12 protein-coding genes and 1 riboswitch are annotated in these 20761 nt (G+C 56.1%); all 12 genes read right to left on the bottom strand.

The features are described from left to right. Window positions 1–114: 114 nt before the first annotated feature. The gene (locus tag JXO50_06645; protein MBN2332768.1) at window positions 115–3753 is read right to left on the bottom strand and encodes a translocation/assembly module TamB domain-containing protein; all 3639 of its coding nucleotides are present in this window, start codon (window positions 3751–3753) and stop codon (window positions 115–117) included. Continuing rightward, complete coding sequence (locus JXO50_06640; protein ID MBN2332767.1) at window positions 3750–5501, bottom strand: outer membrane protein assembly factor; 1752 nt, start codon at window positions 5499–5501, stop codon at window positions 3750–3752. The genes JXO50_06645 and JXO50_06640 overlap by 4 nt, the downstream gene beginning before the upstream one ends. A 233-nt stretch (window positions 5502–5734) precedes the next feature. Further along, a complete protein-coding gene (locus JXO50_06635; GenBank protein ID MBN2332766.1) occupies window positions 5735–6637 on the bottom strand; it encodes an NHL repeat-containing protein in 903 nt (300 codons plus the stop codon). 4 nt (window positions 6638–6641) lie between these two features. After that, window positions 6642–7892 (bottom strand): cytochrome C, encoded by a 1251-nt coding sequence (locus JXO50_06630; protein ID MBN2332765.1) that lies wholly within the window; start codon window positions 7890–7892, stop codon window positions 6642–6644. Window positions 7893–7927: 35 nt separating this feature from the next. Beyond that, on the bottom strand, window positions 7928–9910 hold the full coding sequence (locus JXO50_06625; GenBank protein MBN2332764.1) for a cytochrome c3 family protein: 1983 nt from the start codon (window positions 9908–9910) through the stop codon (window positions 7928–7930). 90 nt (window positions 9911–10000) lie between these two features. Then, the gene (locus JXO50_06620) at window positions 10001–11785 is read right to left on the bottom strand and encodes a peptidyl-prolyl cis-trans isomerase (GenBank protein ID MBN2332763.1); all 1785 of its coding nucleotides are present in this window, start codon (window positions 11783–11785) and stop codon (window positions 10001–10003) included. 257 nt (window positions 11786–12042) lie between these two features. Continuing rightward, a complete protein-coding gene (locus JXO50_06615; protein MBN2332762.1) occupies window positions 12043–13491 on the bottom strand; it encodes a hypothetical protein in 1449 nt (482 codons plus the stop codon). After that, a complete protein-coding gene (locus JXO50_06610; protein ID MBN2332761.1) occupies window positions 13463–14032 on the bottom strand; it encodes a DUF799 family lipoprotein in 570 nt (189 codons plus the stop codon). The genes JXO50_06615 and JXO50_06610 overlap by 29 nt, the downstream gene beginning before the upstream one ends. A 39-nt stretch (window positions 14033–14071) precedes the next feature. Continuing rightward, window positions 14072–16222, bottom strand: coding sequence for a hypothetical protein (locus tag JXO50_06605; protein MBN2332760.1), 2151 nt, complete (start codon window positions 16220–16222; stop codon window positions 14072–14074). A 26-nt stretch (window positions 16223–16248) separates the two neighbouring features. Then, a complete protein-coding gene (locus tag JXO50_06600; protein MBN2332759.1) occupies window positions 16249–17718 on the bottom strand; it encodes a hypothetical protein in 1470 nt (489 codons plus the stop codon). Window positions 17719–18220: 502 nt separating this feature from the next. Next, a complete protein-coding gene (locus JXO50_06595) occupies window positions 18221–19387 on the bottom strand; it encodes a cytochrome C (GenBank protein MBN2332758.1) in 1167 nt (388 codons plus the stop codon). Window positions 19388–19408: 21 nt separating this feature from the next. Continuing rightward, window positions 19409–19483, bottom strand: a riboswitch (cyclic di-GMP riboswitch). Between the two features lie 160 nt (window positions 19484–19643). Then, window positions 19644–20636, bottom strand: coding sequence for a hypothetical protein (locus tag JXO50_06590; GenBank protein MBN2332757.1), 993 nt, complete (start codon window positions 20634–20636; stop codon window positions 19644–19646). Between the last annotated feature and the right edge of the window lie 125 nt (window positions 20637–20761).

Here is a 20761-nt window from a genome sequence, read left to right as displayed (position 1 = left end):
ATGTGTGCTTATATCTTATCATGGAAGAATACGTCATACAGCATTGACTCGTCCAGGGATTTTCTTTGCCGGTTGGTCACCGTCATAGAAACAGGCGACATCCAGTGATTTCAATCACCAGAATTCCAGCCGGTAGGAAAGGTCAACGCCGCTGACCGTGCCGAGCTGGGATTCCAGCTCCCAGCTTTTAGCCAGCCGGTAGCGGAGCGTCGTGAGACTCACCGGCGAAAACAGCGACTGGCCGAAGCTCAGATAGAGGTCGGGGGTCAGGTACTTGCCGATGGTAACCATGGAGCCCTCCACCCCGCCGTTACCCTTTTCCACCTGCAGAACATCGATACCCAGCCGCCGCTTGAGCTGTTCCTGCAACGCCACCGACTCGCCGCGGGCCATCAGGGCGTTGGCAGCCACCAGCAGTGCACTTTCCTGACCGGCTGCCTCTCCGACAGGTCGGCCAAGGACCAGATAGGAGAGGATGTCTGCATCCGGCATGACCGGGGTTGAAATGAGTTTCATCATGGGGTTCCTCGGTGTGCCGCTGATCAACATCCCGGTTTTCACATCGCCCACAACCCGTTCGGCAAGCACATCAATCAACGGCTCCTCCACCGGGCCGCCGGCAAACATGAAGCGGCCGCGGGAAATCGGCAGCTGCAGGCCGTAGGCCGCATAGCGCCCCTTGGCAATCCGGATCTCCCCTTCACCGACATAACGCCCCTTCCGGTCATTGCTGACGGCAATCTTCCCTTCCAGACGCGCATCCAGTCCCTGCGCCTTGACCACGACGCTGTCACCAAGGGTAATCCTGATATTGGCGTTGATCTGCGGCCGGGGTGGTGCCGTCAATTCCTGGCCACCAACCAGCACAACATCGGAACTGGGGCCAACGGTTTGAGCAGCAACCCCGGTAAGCATCATGGACGGCACCAGGATATCACCGTCAACATGGATGCCATCGGGGCTGCCGGATATTTTCAGGTTCGGGCTGACCAGCAGCGACCATTCCGGCAGATCCACCACCAGGACCCGGTCGCCCTGGACGGCAAAATTCCATTTTTCCGGCAGCCAGCCGGCCAGTTCCACCACACCGCTGCCGTCAAGGGCGCCGCCGCCCGAGGTAAGATGCAATTGTTCCAGGACCAGCCGGTTGTCTGCCAGACTGCCCTTCAGGGTCAGTGCTTCAATACGAAGTCCAGCATCGGGAATCACACCGCCCGCATCATGCAGGGAAAAGCGACCGGTCAATACCGGGCTGGAAACCCTGCCGCCAACCTGCAGCTCTCCCTCCAGCCGGCCGCGCACCTCGTCAACCATCCCCGGAAACAACACCCCGGCGAGTCCCAGCTCCGCCAGAGAAAAAGCAAGATCCCCGGTCAACGGCAGGTCACCGGCAGCAGCCAGAGGCAGCCGTGCCGGCAGGGGCAGCTCCAGCCGGCCGGCAAGCCGACCACCGCCGGCAAGCAGAACAACGGCCTCTGTTCTGGCCATGGCAGCCTGCCAGTCCAGGTTCACCTCAGCCTTTCGCAGACCGGCCCGCACCTGGCGCTCATCGCTTTGCCATACCAGCTCGCCATCATCGATCCAGCTGCGGCCGGTGAGCGAGAAGGACGCCGATGTTCCCCGCCAGTTTCCCTGCAGACTGCCCTGCCAGCGCCCGGAGAGTTGGACGTCGGAGATGATTGATGCGGCCACCTCCGCCACCGGCAGATTTTCCCAGTTCACATCAAAGTCACACTGGGCCGGCAAACCGGGATGGGCGGGATCCGGCGACTGCAGATCAGCCCTGATCTGGCCACCGGCAGATGGCCGCAGAAGAGCCTCAGCCCGCAGTCCCTCTTCGTTCCAGGAGGCCCGCAGGGTAGCGCTACTGAACGCAAAGGTGCTACCAGCGGCAGTTATCGAGGGATCTCCCTCTGACTGCAGATCAACAGTCAGCCGGCCGTCACCTTCGCTGTCCAGCCGGAGGAGGCCATGGGTCTTGCCTTCCAGTTGACATGCCCCGGCCAGCGGTTTCAGCAGCGAAAGAGAAAGATTATCCCAGGCAAGATTGGCATGGTAGACTTCCAGAGCTAGCTGGAGATCCGCCCTGCCCTGCAGCCGCCAGCCCCGCTCTCCCTCGATGACAAAATCACCCAGCTGCAGTGACTGACTGCCGGCACTGACGGCAACCGGCTCGGACAGCCGCCAGGCACCCGTATGTTCTTCCTGCCCGATAAACTGTTGCAGCACTCCAGCCCACCTGTCTTTTTGCCAACCGCCAGCACCCACAAGATTGAGATTACCGCCGGCCCAGCCGGTGGTCAGGGTCAGAGCATGGTCGGCAGGCCGCCCGACTGCTGAAAAGCACAGCGTATCCAAGGCAACCCCTTGTGTCCTCACGCTGTCAGTCTGTAACTCCAGTCTGCCGGCTGCCATGCCCCCCCCGGGCCAGGAAAGACGGACCTTGCCGCTGGCAGCCGCAATATCATGGAAGATAACCCCAGCAAAATCACCGTCCAGTTGACCGCGAACGTCTTCATCCACGCGGGAAAACCAGCCGCCGAAGTTCAGTGAACCATGCCCGCCGGTGACCAGCCGATCAAGGTCGTCCACTGCCAGTGCTACCTCAACCCGCCGGCCCAAGCGCCCATGGCCGCTGAGGTGGATACCCTCACCGGAGAAATCAAGATTGGCTATCGTAAGATCATGTTCTTGCCAACTACCGGCAAAAATACCCGCAAACTGACGGCCCTGGAGGATACTCTCAGCAATCGTGACATCCCAATGGGCGACCAGGCCATCGTCACTTTTGGCCATGGCACCATCAGCAGTGAAATTCAGGCTACCGGCCATATTTTTCCCAAGTACGGACAGATCCACATCCCTGCCGGTTAATCTGCCGGCCAACCGCAGCCCCTGTTCCCAGGAAATATCCAGATCACCGGCAACCATACCATTCAGCACTCTGGCAGAGATATCCATCATTTGTAGTCCTTGCAGGTTGCCGTCAATCACGGCCTGCAGGCTTGCCTGCTGCCAGTCGTCAATAGCGTTCTGCAGATCAACATCAAAGCGATAGCGTTCCCTCTCAACCCGGCCCCGGACTGTGCCGTTCAGGTTAGTGGCAAGACCGATTTCCGCGGCAAGATTAACCGATGCCAGTTTCAGGTCGACCAGGATCGCCGGACCATGGTCCTGCAGTTCAAACCGGCAATTCCCCGCTATCCACTCGCCACCACTATGCCGCCGGATCTCCAAATTATCCAGGTTGATGGCTGTTCCGGCCGCATACAGGCTGGCAGAAAGGGCGGCAAGGTATAGCGGCTTCCCTGATCCGGCAGAAGCAGTGAGATTACTGAGCCGCAGCTGCCGCAGTTCAATGTCAAAAGGAATGGCAGGAAGCACAGGCAGAGACAACTCGCCCCGGTGCTGGGGTTCATCAGCACCAGGAACCATAGTCACCTCCACACCATCCACTTCCAGGTGATTGATAAGCAATCGGCGTTTCATCAACGCCCGCGGCTGCCAGTCAACGGCAAGCCGCGTCACCTTCATGGTTCCTGCCGGCCAGCGAACCCGCAAGCCCTCTGCCTGCAATCCGCTGGTCAACGGCCGGCTGATATGCGCCTCCACCTCCAGCGGTGTAAATCGTGAGCAGAGTTCCATGAGGTAGAGGTTGCCGTTGATGCTGCCGGCCAGCCAGGCAAACCAGCCTCCCGCGCCAGCCAGCCCGGCAACAACCACCACCAGCAGCATGATAACCACCTTTTTCACCAGCTTACCCCCAAACCAATATGAATGCGAAAACGGGAATCAGGATCGGCAATCGTCCGGGCAATGTCAAGCCGGGCCGGGCCGACGGGTGTGTAGTAGCGGATGCCGATGCCGGCCGCCTTTCTGGCATCGATCCGGGTGAAGTCGTCAAACGCATTGCCCATATCGAAAAAGGCAGCCAATCCCCAATCCGTGGCCACCCGCCGCTCGACCTCGATGCTGCCGGCCAGAAAATGCCGGCCGCCCACAACCTCTCCCTGGCCGTTGGTCGGTCCCAGGGACTGGTAGGCGTAGCCTCTCACCGAATTGTCGCCGCCGGTGAAAAACCGCAGTGACGCCGGCAGATCCTGAAAGGCATCCTTCTGCAGCGTGGAACCGGCAGCCCCCCGCAGTAGCAGCAGACTCTCCCAGGGCAGCGGCTGAATAACCTGGAGATCGCCAAGCACCTGGAGCACCGGCAGGCCGGCAAGAACCAGATCAACGGCACCACGACCTTCCACCGACCACCGATAGCCCCTTGAGGGCCTGACCGGGTTGTCGAGCTTTGACTGGCGGTAACGAATGCCGGGGATGAGCTGTTCGGAGGAAACACTATCGCCGCTGAGATCAGAACGTTCCGAGAGAAAACGGAGGAAGAACGAGCCGGTTTTCTGGGGCCCCAAACCGTAAAGCTGTTCAGCCTCGGCATAGGCGTAGCGGGTATCATAACTCTTGAGATTTTCGGCCCGATAGCCGCCGCGAAGGGCGGTCATGGTATTGATATCATGGCTGGCCGGCAGGATGTAGGAGAAGCTGATATCCTGCCGCAGCTGAGCAATAAGCAGGTCACCGTATAGTTCATGGCCCCGGTGGAGAAGATTGAGATCCTGGCCGCGGACACTGAGCCGGGCACCCGTATCGGTGCCGTAGCCGATCCCCGGCCGCAGCCGGCGTGGGGGGGATGGATCAAGGACAATCTCCACCGGCAGTTGGCCATCGACAGCCTCCTCCTTGCGGGGTTGGATGACAACCTCCCGGAAACGGTCGCTGTCCAGCAGGTTCTGCCGGGACTTGCCCAGTTGGGCATAGGAGAAAAAGCTTCCCGGCCGGACGGTGAGATAGCGGACAAGAAATTTCTCCGGATAGTCGGATGCCCCGGAAAAATGGACCTTGCCGATGGTGTAACGTTCGCCGGTAACCAGCAGCAGGTTGATGGACGCACTCAGGGCATCAGGGTCCACGACCACCTGGTGGCGGCGAAATTCGGCATCCAGATAACCATGATCGACTGCCAAGCCCAACAGCTGGGACTTCCCCTGTTCATAGAGATCATGGCGGAAAATATCCCCCTCATGGAGAGGAAACGAGCTTATGGCCGTTGCCAGCAGCTCACGATTACCTTCAATCTCGATCTGCTGCCGGATGATGCGTACCGGATCCCCCGGCACGATGGTTACTTCAAGCTGGGGCGGACTGGCCTGCTCGTTGAGACGGACGTTAACCACCGCATGATAATAGCCGAAGGGTTCAAGGGCCAGGCGAACCTTTTCAGGCGCCTGCCGAACCAAGCGGCGCCGCCAAAGGGGTTTGAGCTCAGCATCATCACGCTGGAGGGCAGCCGGCAACACCAGTGCCTTGGTGACGTTTTCCAGAGGGGCGTCTTCGATCCCTTCAATCCGGATGACAAGGGATGCCGCGGACACCAGGACCGGAGATAGCAGCAAAAAACAGGTAAGGAGCAACAGCACGATAGGGACAGCCAGACGCATTCTTCATCCTTCAAGAAACAGAGGTGAAATGAAGTCGAGCTTTTCAAAAAAAGTATATCATGCCGTCCGGCCTGCGTCTTTTTTTTTTACAAAAAAGCCGGAGCCACCACCGTTTGCCATAAAAAAACCGCATACCAGCTCGACTATAGCAGGCATACGGTTGTAAATGACCTAAAGATGGGACGATTGCAGACCACACTCCAGGCTAGGACGCGACTAAACTCCTGCCCGGATCACTTTTCTTCGAGAGAAAACAGTTGGACCCGGCTGTTGTTACGGTCGGCGATAAAGATACTGCCCCCGCCGCTGATGCAGATCTGGGCCGGGTAGGAGAGCTGGCTTTCATTCCATCCCATACTCAGCTTGCGGCCAAGGAATGAGCCGTCCTTATTCAGCAGGGCAAGACCGCCGCCATGCTGATCAACCAAGTAGAGAACTCCATGACGGTCAACAGTCATGTTGGTTGGAAAATTTACGTATTCCCGCAGGTTTGAACTCAACAGGCTGATCTCGCCGACATTGGCCGGCACCACATAAACGGCAGCCGCTACACTGTCAAGCAGGTAAACTGTTCCCTGGCGGTCAACGGCGACGTCGGAAAAAAACCCGATATCCCCGGGAAAAGGGAGTTGCCGCTGATACTGACCTGTCCGATCCAGAACCAGCAACGACCGGGAAAAAACATCCAGCAGGTAAACCGAGTCATCATGACCAACGGCAAAACTTCTGGGAACCACCTGCCCGCCGCCGGGAACCCCCTTAGGGGAAAAATACCCCTCAACGTTGCCCTCCGTTCCCAGAAGAATAATCCGCCGCTCACGGCCGTCGAGGACATAGAGATAGCCGCGGGAATCCACCTCCAGTTTGATGGGGGAGGTATTGGGCAGTGCATACTCGGCCTGACCGGTGACTACCCGCCCCTCATACGAATAACGCACAACCCGGCTGTTGCCGGTATCGGCAACAAATAAGAGATTTTCGGTACAGGCGACACCCTCCGGATATTTCAGCCCGGCTCCCTGCCGGTCACCATACACCGAAGCGAGATAGCGGATTTTTGCCCCGTGGGCAGGAGAAGAGTGGCCCCAAACAACCAGCAGCAAAAGACCGACAAACAGGAGAAAGGTTTTTTTCATGGTTTTATCTCCGATACCCTGCATGACACTGGATACACAGTTCATTGGTTGTCGCGAAATAGAGAAAATGTTTGTGTTCGGTTCCGTGAGAGCGGTGACAGCTTAAGCATTGGACAGTACTGTTTTTGTTGCGGGGATCAACAACTTTTTCCCCGATGGGATGGGATGAATGGGTCTGCCAATCATGGCAGTCGCCGCAGACATCCATCACCGACGCCCGGGTCATGATAAACTGGTTATTGGAACCATGGGGGGCATGGCAGGCGGTACAGTTGCCCTCGTCAATTGGCGGATGCTTGGTTGATGAGCGCTCCTGTCGGGCCATGGTATCGGTATGGCAGCCGGCGCACAAGGCTTTCTGAGGCTTCAGCAGCAGGCTGCCGGTCGCTGACGCGTGGGGGGTATGGCAGTTCAGACATCCTTTGCCATCGACCACCGGCCAGTGAATCCGCTTCAGGTTGAGGGTATCGGTCACCATGTCGTAGTGGCACCCCTGGCAGGACTCATAACCGGCCTGTTTCAACTTCAGCGGTTCGGCAGCATCAGGAGCGGCATGGCATTGCTTGCACATTCCCTTGCTGACCGGCTGGTGGACATTATCATAAAGCATGGCAGCCTGGCTGGAACCATGGGTATCATGACAAGAGGTACAGTCGGCCTGGTCCACGGGATAATTTGCATGCAGGTTTTTGAAAGTCGTCTTATCCGTCTGGTGACAGGTTTTGCACAGCTCCGGCACGCTTTTCACCAACAAAGCAGGATGCTCGCTGGAAGCATGGGGGTTGTGGCATTTCAGGCAGTCTTTTTTGACCGGCGAATGCTGGAACTTGCTGTCACTAACCTTGCGCCCCAGTTCTTCATGGCAGCCATAGCAGAGTTCACTTCCCGACCGGATGAGGTTCATCCGGTTATCGGCTGCATGGGGGTCATGGCAGGTAGTACATTGGCCATCAACCACCACTTGGTGAGCACTGGCCGCCCCTTCAGGAACCATGCGCTCATGGCATTGGTAGCAGATATCCTTCGGTTCGGCCGCCATGAGCAGCTCATGCGAGGAGGTGTGGGGGTTGTGACAGCCGGTGCACTCACCTTCCGCCAAGGGGGTATGGACATGAGATTTCTTCAGTTTCTCCCTGAAACCCTCATGACATTCCAGGCACAGCTTGCCCTTGGCGCCGCTTTTAAGTTTCATGCTATCCTTGGCATCCACGACAGCCGGAACCAGAAGAAGCGGCAGCACCAGAACAGTCATCATAAGAAAGAGATAGCGTACTTTCACTCTGTCCTCCGTTACTCTTTTTCTGCGATATGGCAGGCATCACATGACTTTGACGCAAAGGGAGCATGCACGTTTGATTTGAAAAATTTCGGATCTTTTGAAGCATGGGGGGCATGACAGTTCATGCAGTCCATGGCTGACGCCTCAATTCGGAGATGGGCCCGCTTGAAAGTTTCGGCATCAGCTTCATGACATTCGGCGCACAAAACCTGCTGGGGATTGTTCAGCAGAGCCGGTTCAGCAGCCGCATGGGGCTGATGACAGCGGAGACAGTCCCTGGCAGCTGGCGAATGGGCCCTCTGGGTTTCCATCTGCGCCTTGATATCCTGATGACAGGTAAGGCACAGATCAGGGCTGGGAGCCAGCATCAGCACATCAAGGCTCGCCTTGTGGGGACTGTGGCAGCCGGTGCAGGTGCCGGCGCGCACCGGTTCATGGGCACTTTTCGCTGTCTGAAGCTCATCGCTGATCTGCCCGTGGCAGCCGAGACACAACGAATACTGGTCTTCACTGATCATGCCCGGGAAATTGCTGGCATGAGGGGCATGGCAGTCCTGGCAGGCAGCCTCTTCGAAGGGTGGGTGCAGACTTTCAGCGTTCTCCCTGCCCATCATAGCTTCGTGGCACTGGGCACACAGCTTCGACCCATCAGTGGTAAGAAGCTTGCCATAATCAGAAGCGTGTCCACGGTGACAGACGGTACAGTTGCCTTTCCTGACCGGCTCATGGGTGGCACTGAGCTGGAACTCGCTTTCCAGTTCGACATGGCAGGAATAGCAGACGGCATCGGTACGATTATTAAGCATGTTGGCCGCATTGGAACCATGGGAATTGTGACAGGCGCTGCACTCCTGGTCGACAAACGGTTCATGTTGATGCTGCAACCCCTTGCCACGGTCCTTGATCTGTTCATGGCAGCTGAAACAAAGATCGCCGCCGGCCAGGTCCAGGAGACCGTTGTGCCGGCCGGCATGGGGGGCATGGCAGGCAAGACAGCCCCGCTCACCCTCAATGGGAGCATGGGGATGCAGGACTTTCACCCCGGTATTTTCGTGGCATGAAAAACACAGCTGATTGCCTTGAGCAATAAGCAGCGTAGGGTTGGCAGCCGTATGAGGATCATGACAGGAAAGGCAATCGCCGTCGGCAAAGGGAGCATGCGAAACCGTGCCGTCACCCATCAAATCGCTTCGTTCGTGACAGGTGAGGCAGAGTTCCCGGGCATCGGCGGTAGTGGCAAAAGGATCTGCTGACGTTGGAGATTGGTGACAGGCATCACACTCACCGGCAGTCACCGGCTCATGAACACTGGCTTTCAACAGCTTTCCCTGATCAGACGCATGGGGGGAATGACAAACGGTACACGAGCCGGTTGCCACGGGGTAGCCACCATGAGCATGCCGGAAATCCTCGGTTTTCGGTTCATGGCAGGAGATGCAAAGCTCAGCCGGCGGTTTGACCAGCAGGTTTTTTTCAGCCGAACCATGGGCATCATGACAGGCCCGGCAGCCTTCCTTCTCAACCACACCATGAACAACCTTGCCCGAAAAGGAGTCCTGCTGATGGCATTGGAAACAGATGTCATTGCCAACCGCTGACAGGAGTGCCGGTGAATCGGAGGCGTGGGGGTCATGGCAGGAGACACACTTTCCCCGCCGCAAGGCGGTATGCACCACCTTTTGATCCAGCTGGAGAGCCTCAATTTTGTGGCAACGGTAGCAGAGTTCGTTGCCTTCCTCCTTCAGCAGCAGTTTCGGCACTATCCCGTGGCGCAGATGGCAGTCATCACACTGCTGTTCCCGGACCACGGCATGAACATTTTTCTTCGACAGGTACTGCTTGGCAAACGTGTCATGGCAGTCGATACACTCCTTTTTCTTAAACGTCCTTTTCTTGGCAGCGGCTGAAGGAGCCAAGGCCAGAAACAACACGCCACAACAGAGAATGGCGGCCACCAACATCCTGCATCTGTCCGTTCCTCGAATATGCTTCATAATTGCGCCATGTATCCTGATGGTTGTCAATTACAGCCCGGTATCGGGAACCATCCCGACGACGGGCACCACGCCGCGGTAAAAGGAAAATTACTCATCAACGGCAGTTATGAAAATCCGGGTTTCATACGCATCTTTCAGCTTGGCAAGCCACTCATCAACCGCCAGCTTGATTTTTTCATTATAAAGCTTCCTGGCGATGGGAGCTTTCACCTTGTCAAAAGGCTGCACCTGGGGAGGAAATACCTGCTCCAGAAACAGCACATAGTGGAGGTCGCCGCCGGGAGCGGCATAGATGAAAGAATCCCCCTGGCGGGGCTCCTTAACCAGCTGTCGCAGGCCTTCTGGCAGAGTGGACAACGTTAACAGCTGGCTTTCAAAATCAAGGACCCCCGGCGAGCTTTTGTCAACCAGGCCGACGGCATTGCCCGAAACCCACCTGAAATCCGCCCCCTTGTGAAGACGATCAAACGCATGGTCGGCATCCTTCTTTTTGGCAAAAACAAGGCTTTTGATCCGCAGCATCACCGGGGAAGAGTATTCATCCAGATGATCGTCATAGACCTGCCTTACCTCAGCCTCGACAAGCTTCACCTCCGGCGCCACCACCTTGTCTACAAAAGCACCGAAAAGGGTTGACTGCTCAAATTCATGTAAAGTGTAACGAAAGCGGGGCTCCTGATCAAGTTTCAGCAGCCTGGCTTCCAGGTCGCCGGTTATTTTGAAAAGCATGTTGGAAAAAATAATAATTTTTCTACTGTTGATATTTCCCGACTTGACGGCTTTGTCAACACCATGAAAAAACTGCCCTTTCAACTCCCTGGCCAGGTCCGCCACGGTAATGGTGCCCGGTTCCCCGCCACGGATGGTGGCCAGGACACGCTGATCCTGCAGCAATTTGCCAAAATCAGCCGGTTTTTTCTCTCCTTCTTTGACGGAATCCGAAACATCCTGCTCAAAATCGAGCTGTTCAAAAAGTTCTTCATCGATGACTGCATGCTTTTCGATCAGTTCATCACTGTATTCTCTGGCCCGCTTCTTCTTGAGGCGCTCATAGACAATTTGTCTGGCTTTCTCCTGCACCTGTGGGTCGGCCACAAAACGAACATCACGAAGCTGAAAAAGGACAAAGCCCTTCGGGGCACGAAACAGTTTGCTGACCTCACCGGGTTTCATCGTGTAGGCGGCCTCCCCTACCTGGGGCAGCAGGTCACTGATCTTCATGAACGCGTCATTATGCTCGTCGGTTGCCTTGCCGTCAGCAATATATGTGCTCGCAAGCTGTTCAAAAGCAACTCCTTTGGCACTCTCCTCGAGCAATTCAGCAGCGTCTTCGGCTCGTTTGAAAATCAGGGTATGAATCTGCACCTCGCGGGACATCTGCCGGTAAAGGTCTTCCACCTCGTCAGGATCGGGAGCAAGGTCCTTCATCTGGTTGTCAATCAGCTCCTGCAGCAGACTTTTTTTGGTAAAATCGGCAAACAGAGCCTGCATGCTCTCCGCTTCGTCCAAACCGATATTTCTCGCCTCCTGGACAATAAGCCGGATATTGATCAGCCGTCCAAGAAGATCCTGAAGGATTGCCTCACCCTCCCCGGCTCCGGCATCGCTGTCACGGGAGACAAGTGCCCGCGCCAGTTCCCACATCTTGATCGGTTCATCGTTGACCAGGGCAACCGGGGTCTCGGCAAAATGAGGGGAAAAAAGAGGTATACGAAGCGCCAGCAGCCTTTCAAGCGAAATATGCTGGCCGCCTTCCACCACCGCGGCGCCGGCCATCTCCCCCCGGGGAGCTTGGCTGAATGCCGGAGCCACCGACAACATGATCACCAGGACACTACCCCATGCCAGCACTGCGTTTTTCACTGATTTCATCAGATCACCTGTCATTCCTTCCTTAACCATCACCGTTACTTTTACTATTGGCGCAACGTTCTGAGCTGCCCTACAAACAGCTGAAAGAAATTTCTCCGGATGTTCCGGCATGGCTCTCGCTCATTCTCGCCGGCCGTCCATGGGCGGTTCCGAGGTGTCCGCCGCTAATCACCTGCGGGGGACAGGTTTAAAACCTGTCCCCACTTCGGCGATCGGTATTACTGAGCCACATTCCGGGCCGTTCAGTTACCATCAATCTACGGGCTCATCATCGTTGTCACGGCAGCCCTGGTCATCTCATCCGAGAGATTGTGCGCTGAACGAACCCTGCCGACATTAAAGAAAAACACCCCCTGGTCACCCGCAGCATAGGTTGTCGAGGCGAAGACAACTTCACGGCTGTATTTTTCAAAAACCTGGACCGAGAAGTCAACCTTGGCCGTTCCGATCTCACCCTGATAATCAAAAACTTTTCCCGACAGCACCAGGTCAACACCCAGAGACTGCTCACTGGTGAGCAGATCAGTGATGGCCAATGACGGTCCCGCTGCCATCACGGCTCTGAATCTGAACAGCTCTTCCCGCACCAGCCCCGGTTCCACAACCACCAGATTCGCCCGCTGATGAAGTTCCTTGACAAAGTGCAGTGCCATAATCCGCCCGGCATATTTCCTTACTGCAAGGTCAAAAAAGGGAACCACGGCAACCCGATAGACCTTCCCCGGATCAACAGCCGGTGAACGGAAAAAATCCTTTGGCAGATAACGCCGTTTCACCCCTTGAGGACCGGTCAGCTGCCTGGCACCATTCCCAGGCAGAGATCTGCTGACAAAAGGTTGTTCATCGCCGTGCTGAACGTTTTCCAATCTGGCTGACAGTGAATCAATCAGTCGGCCGGCCGCTCTTGCCGCCAGCTTTTCAGGGTTTTTTATCCGGCCCAGGCCAAGCAGGCCTGGGGCATCCTCACCGGTCATCCCCACGCTGTCCATCCAGACAATAGCAGGCTCCCTGCCGGTCTGGACAAGTCTGGCAATCAGGGCCACTTGGGGGGGATATTTCTCCTGATAGGCTTCCAGCGAAGTAATCAGGCAGGCATCGACACCGGCTTCGTCCCGCATTGCCTGCGAAAGTTTGCTGTTTATGCCGCCGACATAACGCATGCGATGCCGCCGGCGGAATGTTTCAAGCCGCTCATCAGCCAGCAGGTGAAAACCCAGATCTTCCAGTTTCTTGATCATCACACTGCTGATCTGCTCCAGGGGAGCTTTCTCACCACTGAGGTTCTCCAGCGGCAGAACGGCAATGGTGCTTTTCCTGCTGATCGGCTGATCAACGTAAAAAGGCGCCGACCAGCCTGAATCCACCTCATTCCCCGCCTCATCCCGTGCCAGAACCATCACCTCATAGATACCGGGCTTTGCTGGCATCCACTCCCACACTGGTGAGGACCCGCGCTGTTCAAGCATTTCTACGCTCTGCATCCGGGAACGAAACTCATAGCTGATCCGCCCCCGGCCTCCGGAAACAGCGGCTTTCCAGCGAATGACAGGCAAACCGATGGGGCTACTATGCTCCTGCTCCACCGCAAAAAAATCCATGGTAAGCACCGCCTGCTGATCGAGATGCGCGCAGCCGGTGATCAGCAGGGCTGGCAGCACTACCGTCAGCCACAATCTTTTATTGAAAAAGTTTGTCAAGCAAGTCATTGACGACCTCAACGGTCACATCGTTCATGGGTCGGCCGCCGCCGCCGAACAGACGGTCAGTCACCGTTATCCCCCCTTTGGTTGACGAGCCGGACCAGATGACCGCCCCGGTCTCGGCTTCAATCAGCTGGATACTTAACGAAACGATATTGGCCGAGCTTGAGCCGGAGCGTACCGCCCCATATTCCCGCAGGCTGCCGGTAACCACCGCATCCACCCCGAGAATGGACTTCAGGCTTTTAATCTCCTCAGCCGCAGGAGTCGCCGGCGATCGGATGCCGGCCCGGCTGATGCCGCGGGCCACTTCGCCGGCCGGCAGGACATAGACCGCCTCCGTGGCCAGGAGCATGCTCATGAAGGTGTCCCTCACCCGCTCGGCACCTTCATCCCGTTCGGAAAAATTCTGCAGCGGCATGACCGCCACCTTCTGCAGGGCAGCGAAATCGACCATCTGGTTGACATACACCCCTTCATGGACAGCGGCACAGCCAACCAACAGGAGAAGGGAAAAAAGCACCACCGGCAGCGTCATGGTCCGCATCATTTTTTTCATCAGCCTCTTCCTCAGCTTCCATGGTTCTCAATAAAACAGTCTCAGGTTACAGTAAACATTATCCGTATCCAGTTTTTCTCTGGCAGTTTCTATGGTACCGGTATTATAGCGCAGTTCCATGAGCATCCCCTTGGCAACCTGCCACTTGATGCTCGGTGAGAGGAATTTTTCCTCGTTGTTCTCCGAGCTGATCGACTCGGTATAGGACAGCGAGAACTGCAGGGTACCATCCCTGAACGGTGCCCAGTTTAAGGCATAATCCTGCAAAAAAGTGGAGTCATTATCCGGCCCCTGACGGTCGGTAAAATTATAATCCGCCGTCATGTTGATAGTATCCGTTACGACCAGCAAGCTATGGATGCTGCCTTTCTGACGGGTGCTGTCCTCTTCATCCTCCTGGGTATTCCAATAAACTTCATAGGAAAAGTCAAGATGCAGTTTATTATGGGGAACCACCACGGTATCAAGACGCAGAAACTTGCTGGTCTGGTCACCGCTCTCCTGAAGACTGTTCCAGGCGTAGCCAAGATCAAGATTCATGCTCCAGCCTTCATAGAGATCGGCACTGGTACGGAGAACGACAGCGTTGGTGGTACTGCTGCCCTCATCTTCATCGCTTCTGGTGCCGCTGTAGATCAGTGACTGCCTCAAGGTATCAAAAAAATCGGCCCGCAGGGCGGTGCTGTAGGTATAACTGACCAGGTCACTCTCTCCCGTCTGGGTGGCATCGCTGCGCAACAGCCGGGCAGTGGTGGAAAAGACCGGATTGAACTGGTGACGGACATTGACACCATTGACCAGGGAAGTCCTGACCTCACCATCCGGCTTTGTCTCACGGTGGCGATAGTTGACATTATAGCCGGCGCTGGTGCTGGTTGTCGGCCGCCATTCGGCGCCAAACGTATAAAACTGGTTCAGGTTTTCAATCGTCACCCGGGAACCGCCCGCAACCGTGGTAAAGGCTTGAATATCCGCTAAGCGAATTTCTCCCGGGGCAAACACCTGCGGCAAGACAACAATTTTGAGATACTGAGCATCTATCGGAGAGGCAAAGACAATCTCAAACCGGTGGTAGAAGCTGTTATAGGTGACGGTGGCAATACCGTGTGCCGTCCAGTTTTCCCGATCATCACTGGCATAAAGCGACCAGGTGAAGGAAGCGGCAATTCCGGCTATCTGGCTCGGAATCGCCAGGTTCGGGTTTTGGTCATCTTTTTCCAGCAGGATATAGACCGCATCAACCTCCGTTCTCACACTGAAATCAAGGCCGGCGCTCACCGGGTTGAAACCGCCGTTTCTGCCGATATTCACCGTGCTGAGCGGTGCCGCGCCGCCGACATCGGTAAACTCTCCAGCCAGGTTGCTGACAGGGGTGGAATCATCAAGGAGGTAAAAAGCACTGCCTGGGAATGCCGTCCTGACCCGGCTTTCCCCCGCACCGGAAAAGACCGTTTCCGTGTAATCAACCCTTGAACCAGCGCTGAGTCTGAGACGATTATCATAAAAATTCCGGGAAGTGAAAATGCCGCCGTTGTGAATCTGGGTCAGTGAACCGGCATCGCTGAGCTGCTCCTTTTCCTGCCGGCGGTTGTAGGTATAGTCAAACTCCACCCCTTTATAGACATACTTGCTGAGCAGACTTAAGGTTTCATTCGTCTGGTCGACGGTTTTCGGCTGATCATGAACCAGACTCCGGCGATAATTGATATTGAGTGATGGCAAGGCCACCGGCCGCCAGTTGAAGTTGCCGCTGTAGTCATCCATGAACGTTCTGGTGGTGGGCATGGCACTGGGATTCTCTTTCTTTTCCGTCCGCCGGTAGACAAACCCGGCGCGGTAAAGCGGGTTGGCCAGATTCACCTCCATAAAAGGCCGCATGGTTCGTTCCCGAAACTCCGTCTCCGTGCCGTCGGCATCATTGTTCAACTTGTCGAACTCGAAAAAACTGCCGGCACTGAAAGAAAGGTTGGGGAAAAGCTGTTTTGCCATGGCCACGTTGTATACCTGGGTAAAACGGGTAAACTGGTTATCGGTTTTGCTGCCGCTCTCCTTGTCGGTTATGGTATCATTGGTATTGAAATACTCCAGATCGGTCAACAGGCTGATGCCTTCCGCATGCAGGCTGCCAACCGCGGTCACCAGAACCAGGACGGTGACCAAAACCATTATCGTCAGCATGAGGGGCAGCTGCTTTTCCATAAGTTCTACCGCGCACCCATGATCACCAGGGAATATCCCCCCTCTGCCGTTTCCACCCTGCCCAGGCCCTGTTTGCCGACCAGATCCACCTTGTGGATGAGGCGCTCACCAGCCGACAGGATAAAAAGACTGTTTTCTTCACCATCAATGGCCAGATGTCTCACATCGCCGGGTACCATACATGAGTCAAGAACCATCTGCGCCGCCGCATCAACCAGAACCACCTCACCCGACTGCTTGCCGATATACACCAGGTTGGTGCGCGAATCAGCCGTGATGGCTGAGGAACCACCACCGACAAAAATTTTATCCACCACTGCGAGCTGCTGCAGATCAACCACCAGCAGATCGCCTGACCGCCGGCCGACAACATACAGCTGATTGCCGTCCCGGCTCAAAGCACCATGTTCCGGCACTTCATCGAGAACAATGGTGGTGAGCTGCACACCGCTGGCCAGATCAATAATCGCCACCGAGTTATCCATGGCCTGAAGAACGTAGACCTGCCGGCCGGATCTGTCGGCCACCACCCAGGCCGGCTCGCTGTTGAGCTGCACCCTGTGTCTTTCATAGAGAGAGGCGGTATCGATAATGCTCAGGGTCCGGGACCCCTGGTTGGCGGCAACCAGGGTATCACCGTTCACCGCCAATGCCAGTTCCACCGGACGATCACCAAAAAAGAGCCCGACCCGCCCCACCTCTTCCAGGGTATCGACATCGATCACCGCCACCGCGTCATCACCGGCCAGGGCAACATACAGCCGCCCGCTGCGATCATCGAGGGCCATACCCCGGGGGGTGGTCCCCGGGCTCAGAAGACAAAACACCTCCATCGTCCGCTTATTGAAAACCGTTACCGTATGGGTCGCAGTCTGGGAGGCAAAGCCGGTGAAATTGCGGGTCAGCCGACGGGGAACGCCAAGGGAAAAGGAAGGGGAAAAGCGGTAGCCCTGGGCAACCAGGTTTTCCGGCAACAGGGTGAGAAAAAGCGCCTGGTCATTGCCGGGCAGGAGGTGGAATTTCTGTGATATCAACAGTGGCTGCTCGGGAACCAGCAGGTTTGTCTCCCCTTCCTCACCGCTTATCGTGGCCGCGGCAATCACCAGGGAAAGTCCCTGATAGCTGCCGGAAGGCAGGATTGCCGCCGTCAGCAGCTTCTGGCGGCCGCTGAAAGCATCACCTTTAATCTCCAGAGAGGATGATTCGAGGGGTTTCAAAGAACCATCTTCACTAACCGCTGCCAGCTGCTCGAGGACAAACGTCAATGAACGGCTTTCCTGTGGCAGCGGCTGCAGATAGACGAAAACCCTTCCTTTCGTCCCCAGGGTCGGAGCATCCTCAACGATCGCCTCAAGACTGCAACCAACTGAAAAAAGCAAGAACAGAATCAACAGCAGCCTAAGCGCCGCAAGAAACTGCAGTACCGATCCCGTGCGCCTGATGTTCTCCTGCCGCCGCCGACGTTCACATCCCACGCTTCACCTCCTGATGGGGCTTCGCCATCACTCCCTGCAAAAAGGAGATGGATATTTGCCATCACCCGGAACAGTTCCACCGACCTGAAAAATGACGACCGTCTGGGCATTCAGCCAACCGGCAAGACCGGAGAAAACCATCTGCTGATCGATTTTTCCGTGACCTGCGGCAAGCATTGACATGCCTCGTCCCCGGGAAAGAGATAACGATTCAAGATATACCTGATTATCTATATCAGGTTTAGAGAAAAAGCAACGGTTTTCTCTGCCCGCCAACCGTGAACAAAAGGGGCAGCGTTAATCCCGGCAATCATTTCCGCTTCCGACACCTTCTAAGGTTACAGCAAACAGCGGTTGAGCTTCACAATATCGATAACAGGGCTGCAACTGCCTCACATCACTACTTTAGTGTCCAAAGATGGCTTTGTCAAACACAAGGGCCGGCAGGATATCCCGCCGGCCCTTGTATTCAACGACATGTTATACGGCAGGTATCCCTCTGTTAATCCTGCACGTGACATTTGTTACACAGTGAACGCTGATACTCACCATACTTGGTCACGATATCGATCGCCGCGCCATCGGCATAGTACGGTACCGCGGTGGCGGGTACATCAGCAGATTCCAACACATGGGATTCAGCCAGCATCTCGACCTCGAAGTCCCAGCGGCCCATGTTGTTGAATGCCGACGAATGGGCGCGGTGGCAAGTCAGACATGAGACATTGGAATTGTTGTCCGGACCGGCCGTGCTGGTGGGATCCAGATCCCAAGTACCAGTGACAACGCCGCGTTCGAAGGGCACCAGAGCATCATAAGAGGTTGCCTGCAGGCCGGTGAAATCACCGGTGGCAACGTAGGAGTTATAGTTGGTGCCATAGCCGTTCAGATGCACATCATTGCCGGCCGGATGCTTATGGGCGGCGGATCCACCCACCAGGAAATCGCCATGGCAGTTGGCACACCATTCGGACATATTGGAACCGTAGTCAACCGAGGCGCCGTTGGAACCGCTGGCCCGGGCAATCGGGGCATCGGCGTTGAAGGCAAAACCATCGGCATCGGTATTGCCGGCCGTGTACTGACTGTCACCAAGCAGACGGTAGTTGCCGAGAATGGAGCCATCCGTCGGTTCGGCAGCCCCGTAGGAACCGGAGGCCGAAATCGGCGCCGTACCGTTGCTGGTCCCGCCGTTGACCTGGCCGTGGGCATCGTGGCAGCTGGTGCAGCCCAGCAGATTGGCAGCATAGGTGCCGCCGGGCGCCTGGAGATTATCGGCCCGGGCATCGGCAGTCATGCCGTAGTCAGCCGCGACCATGTTGTGACCGGCATTATCGCCGGCGTAGGTGTTAACTGTTCCCCGGACTGTCAGCGTATAGGCATTGTTTACCCAGTAAAAGTCACCGCCGGCATTGGTATTGGAACCGTCGGTGCTCATAACATGGTAGCCGCCACCGCCGGCATGACAGTTCAGACAGGTGGAGCTGGCGTCGGAGCCGGTCAAGAGCATGGAATTTGCCGCCCCCTCAGCCGGGTTGTCAGCCGAGTTATGCATGGTATGACAACCATCGCAGTGGGCCACGCCGCCGCCGTGGAAGGCAAATCCGGTACCGGTAAATCCCAACATCAGCAGGGCCATACAGGCAATTGCACACGTTAATTTCTTCATGATTCATCCTCCTTGCTTTTCCCCGGCAGCCCAGCCATCCCTTCGGGACCTGCGGCTTTGTGTCCCCACCTTACAATGGGTTTACCTTTAGCGGAGGATCGTTGCGCCGGAATCAATCAGGTACTCCGGCCTTTTTCCCTTCTTGCTTGCTGCAGGCCTCTCCACTCCCTTTTTCCATACCTCCTTTCATCATGTGCGAGACCCTGTTGACACTGTTGATTATGCATCAGGTTATTCCTGTTTCAACTGCTGGATTTCAGTTGAAGATCAGCTTGTAGACGCTGACCCCTCGATTGGCCGCCTGGGAAACATAGACCGTTCCCCTGGCATCGTCGACAACCACATCATCGGGAACAATCAGGCTGCCGGGCCGGGAGCCCCGGTAGCCAAACTCCTTCAGAAAGGTGAAATTGCGGTCAAAGATCAGGACAACGCACCGCAGGCGATCAGCAATATAAAGGTTGCCCGCACCATCGGTACCGATGCCGCCGACGACGCCGAACTTGCCGGCGGCGCTGCCCGGTTGACCAAAACCCTGCAATTCACCGTCAGCACTCAGCCTAAAGGCGGCAAACATGGCCGGCACGGTGAAATACATGGCACCCTGCTGGTCGACACAGAAGCCGCCGAAGGAGGCGGGAATCTGCCGATCGTCTTTCAACTGGCCATCTTCAACATTAAGAGCAAGCTTTTCAGCATTCTGCTGCAAGAGAGCCGGCAAACGATAGCCTTTAAGAAAGCGACCATCTGCTTCAACTATGATGATTGACAGGTCGTTGGAGTCTGCCAAGTACAGGCGGTTATCCAGATACTCAACATGATCGGGATGGAACGGCATTAATTCTTCCGGCACCCCGGAAAGTCTCAGGTGGCCAACCTCTTCACCTTTGTAGTTGAGTTTCAGCACGGTATGTTCGGGGGAATTACCGTAGACAACATAGAGCGTGCCTTCCTCACCAAGGGCGATATCATCTGCCCCGGCCAGCTCCACATCCTCACCGATAGCAAAAACCTCCATGGCGGCTTCGTTGAAAATCCGCACCTCCCGCTCATGCCGGTCCAGGGCATACAACTCTGTTGTTTCCTTATCAAGGGCCAACCGGGCCCAGAGGGACGACACGATGCCATCAAAATTGGCCAACCGGTATTGGAATTGAATCTCCATCCCAAAGGCAGTTGCCGCCACAAACATGCTGATCATGATGGCGGTGATGATGGCAGTGCTGCTATGTGTGCGTTGTGTCTTCATACCAATGAGAGAGAGCAACCTCTGTGCCAACTCGCTTAAAATCAATTTAGCTCTAATTTTTCAATGAGTTACAGTTACGAGATGTTCCGCCAATCATTTTCATAGTAAAAAGGTTGGTTATTTTC

Source organism: Candidatus Anaeroferrophillus wilburensis (assembly GCA_016934315.1).
In the GTDB taxonomy this organism is placed as follows: Bacteria; Desulfobacterota; Anaeroferrophillalia; order Anaeroferrophillales; family Anaeroferrophillaceae; genus Anaeroferrophillus; species Anaeroferrophillus wilburensis.
The sequence above is the reverse complement of the archived record's forward strand: the minus strand, read 5'-3'. Positions and strand labels throughout refer to the sequence as shown.

What these genes read in the sequence shown, in the direction of transcription:
- JXO50_06640 (MBN2332767.1), bottom strand. Translation starts at nt 5,501, where the DNA reads ATGCGTCTGGCTGTCCCTATCGTGCTGTTGCTCCTTACCTGTTTTTTG.
- JXO50_06635 (MBN2332766.1), bottom strand. Translation starts at nt 6,637, where the DNA reads ATGAAAAAAACCTTTCTCCTGTTTGTCGGTCTTTTGCTGCTGGTTGTT.
- JXO50_06630 (MBN2332765.1), bottom strand. Translation starts at nt 7,892, where the DNA reads ATGATGACTGTTCTGGTGCTGCCGCTTCTTCTGGTTCCGGCTGTCGTG.
- JXO50_06625 (MBN2332764.1), bottom strand. Translation starts at nt 9,910, where the DNA reads ATGAAGCATATTCGAGGAACGGACAGATGCAGGATGTTGGTGGCCGCC.
- JXO50_06620 (MBN2332763.1), bottom strand. Translation starts at nt 11,785, where the DNA reads ATGAAATCAGTGAAAAACGCAGTGCTGGCATGGGGTAGTGTCCTGGTG.
- JXO50_06615 (MBN2332762.1), bottom strand. Translation starts at nt 13,491, where the DNA reads ATGACTTGCTTGACAAACTTTTTCAATAAAAGATTGTGGCTGACGGTA.
- JXO50_06610 (MBN2332761.1), bottom strand. Translation starts at nt 14,032, where the DNA reads ATGCGGACCATGACGCTGCCGGTGGTGCTTTTTTCCCTTCTCCTGTTG.
- JXO50_06605 (MBN2332760.1), bottom strand. Translation starts at nt 16,222, where the DNA reads ATGCTGACGATAATGGTTTTGGTCACCGTCCTGGTTCTGGTGACCGCG.
- JXO50_06595 (MBN2332758.1), bottom strand. Translation starts at nt 19,387, where the DNA reads ATGAAGAAATTAACGTGTGCAATTGCCTGTATGGCCCTGCTGATGTTG.
- JXO50_06590 (MBN2332757.1), bottom strand. Translation starts at nt 20,636, where the DNA reads ATGAAGACACAACGCACACATAGCAGCACTGCCATCATCACCGCCATC.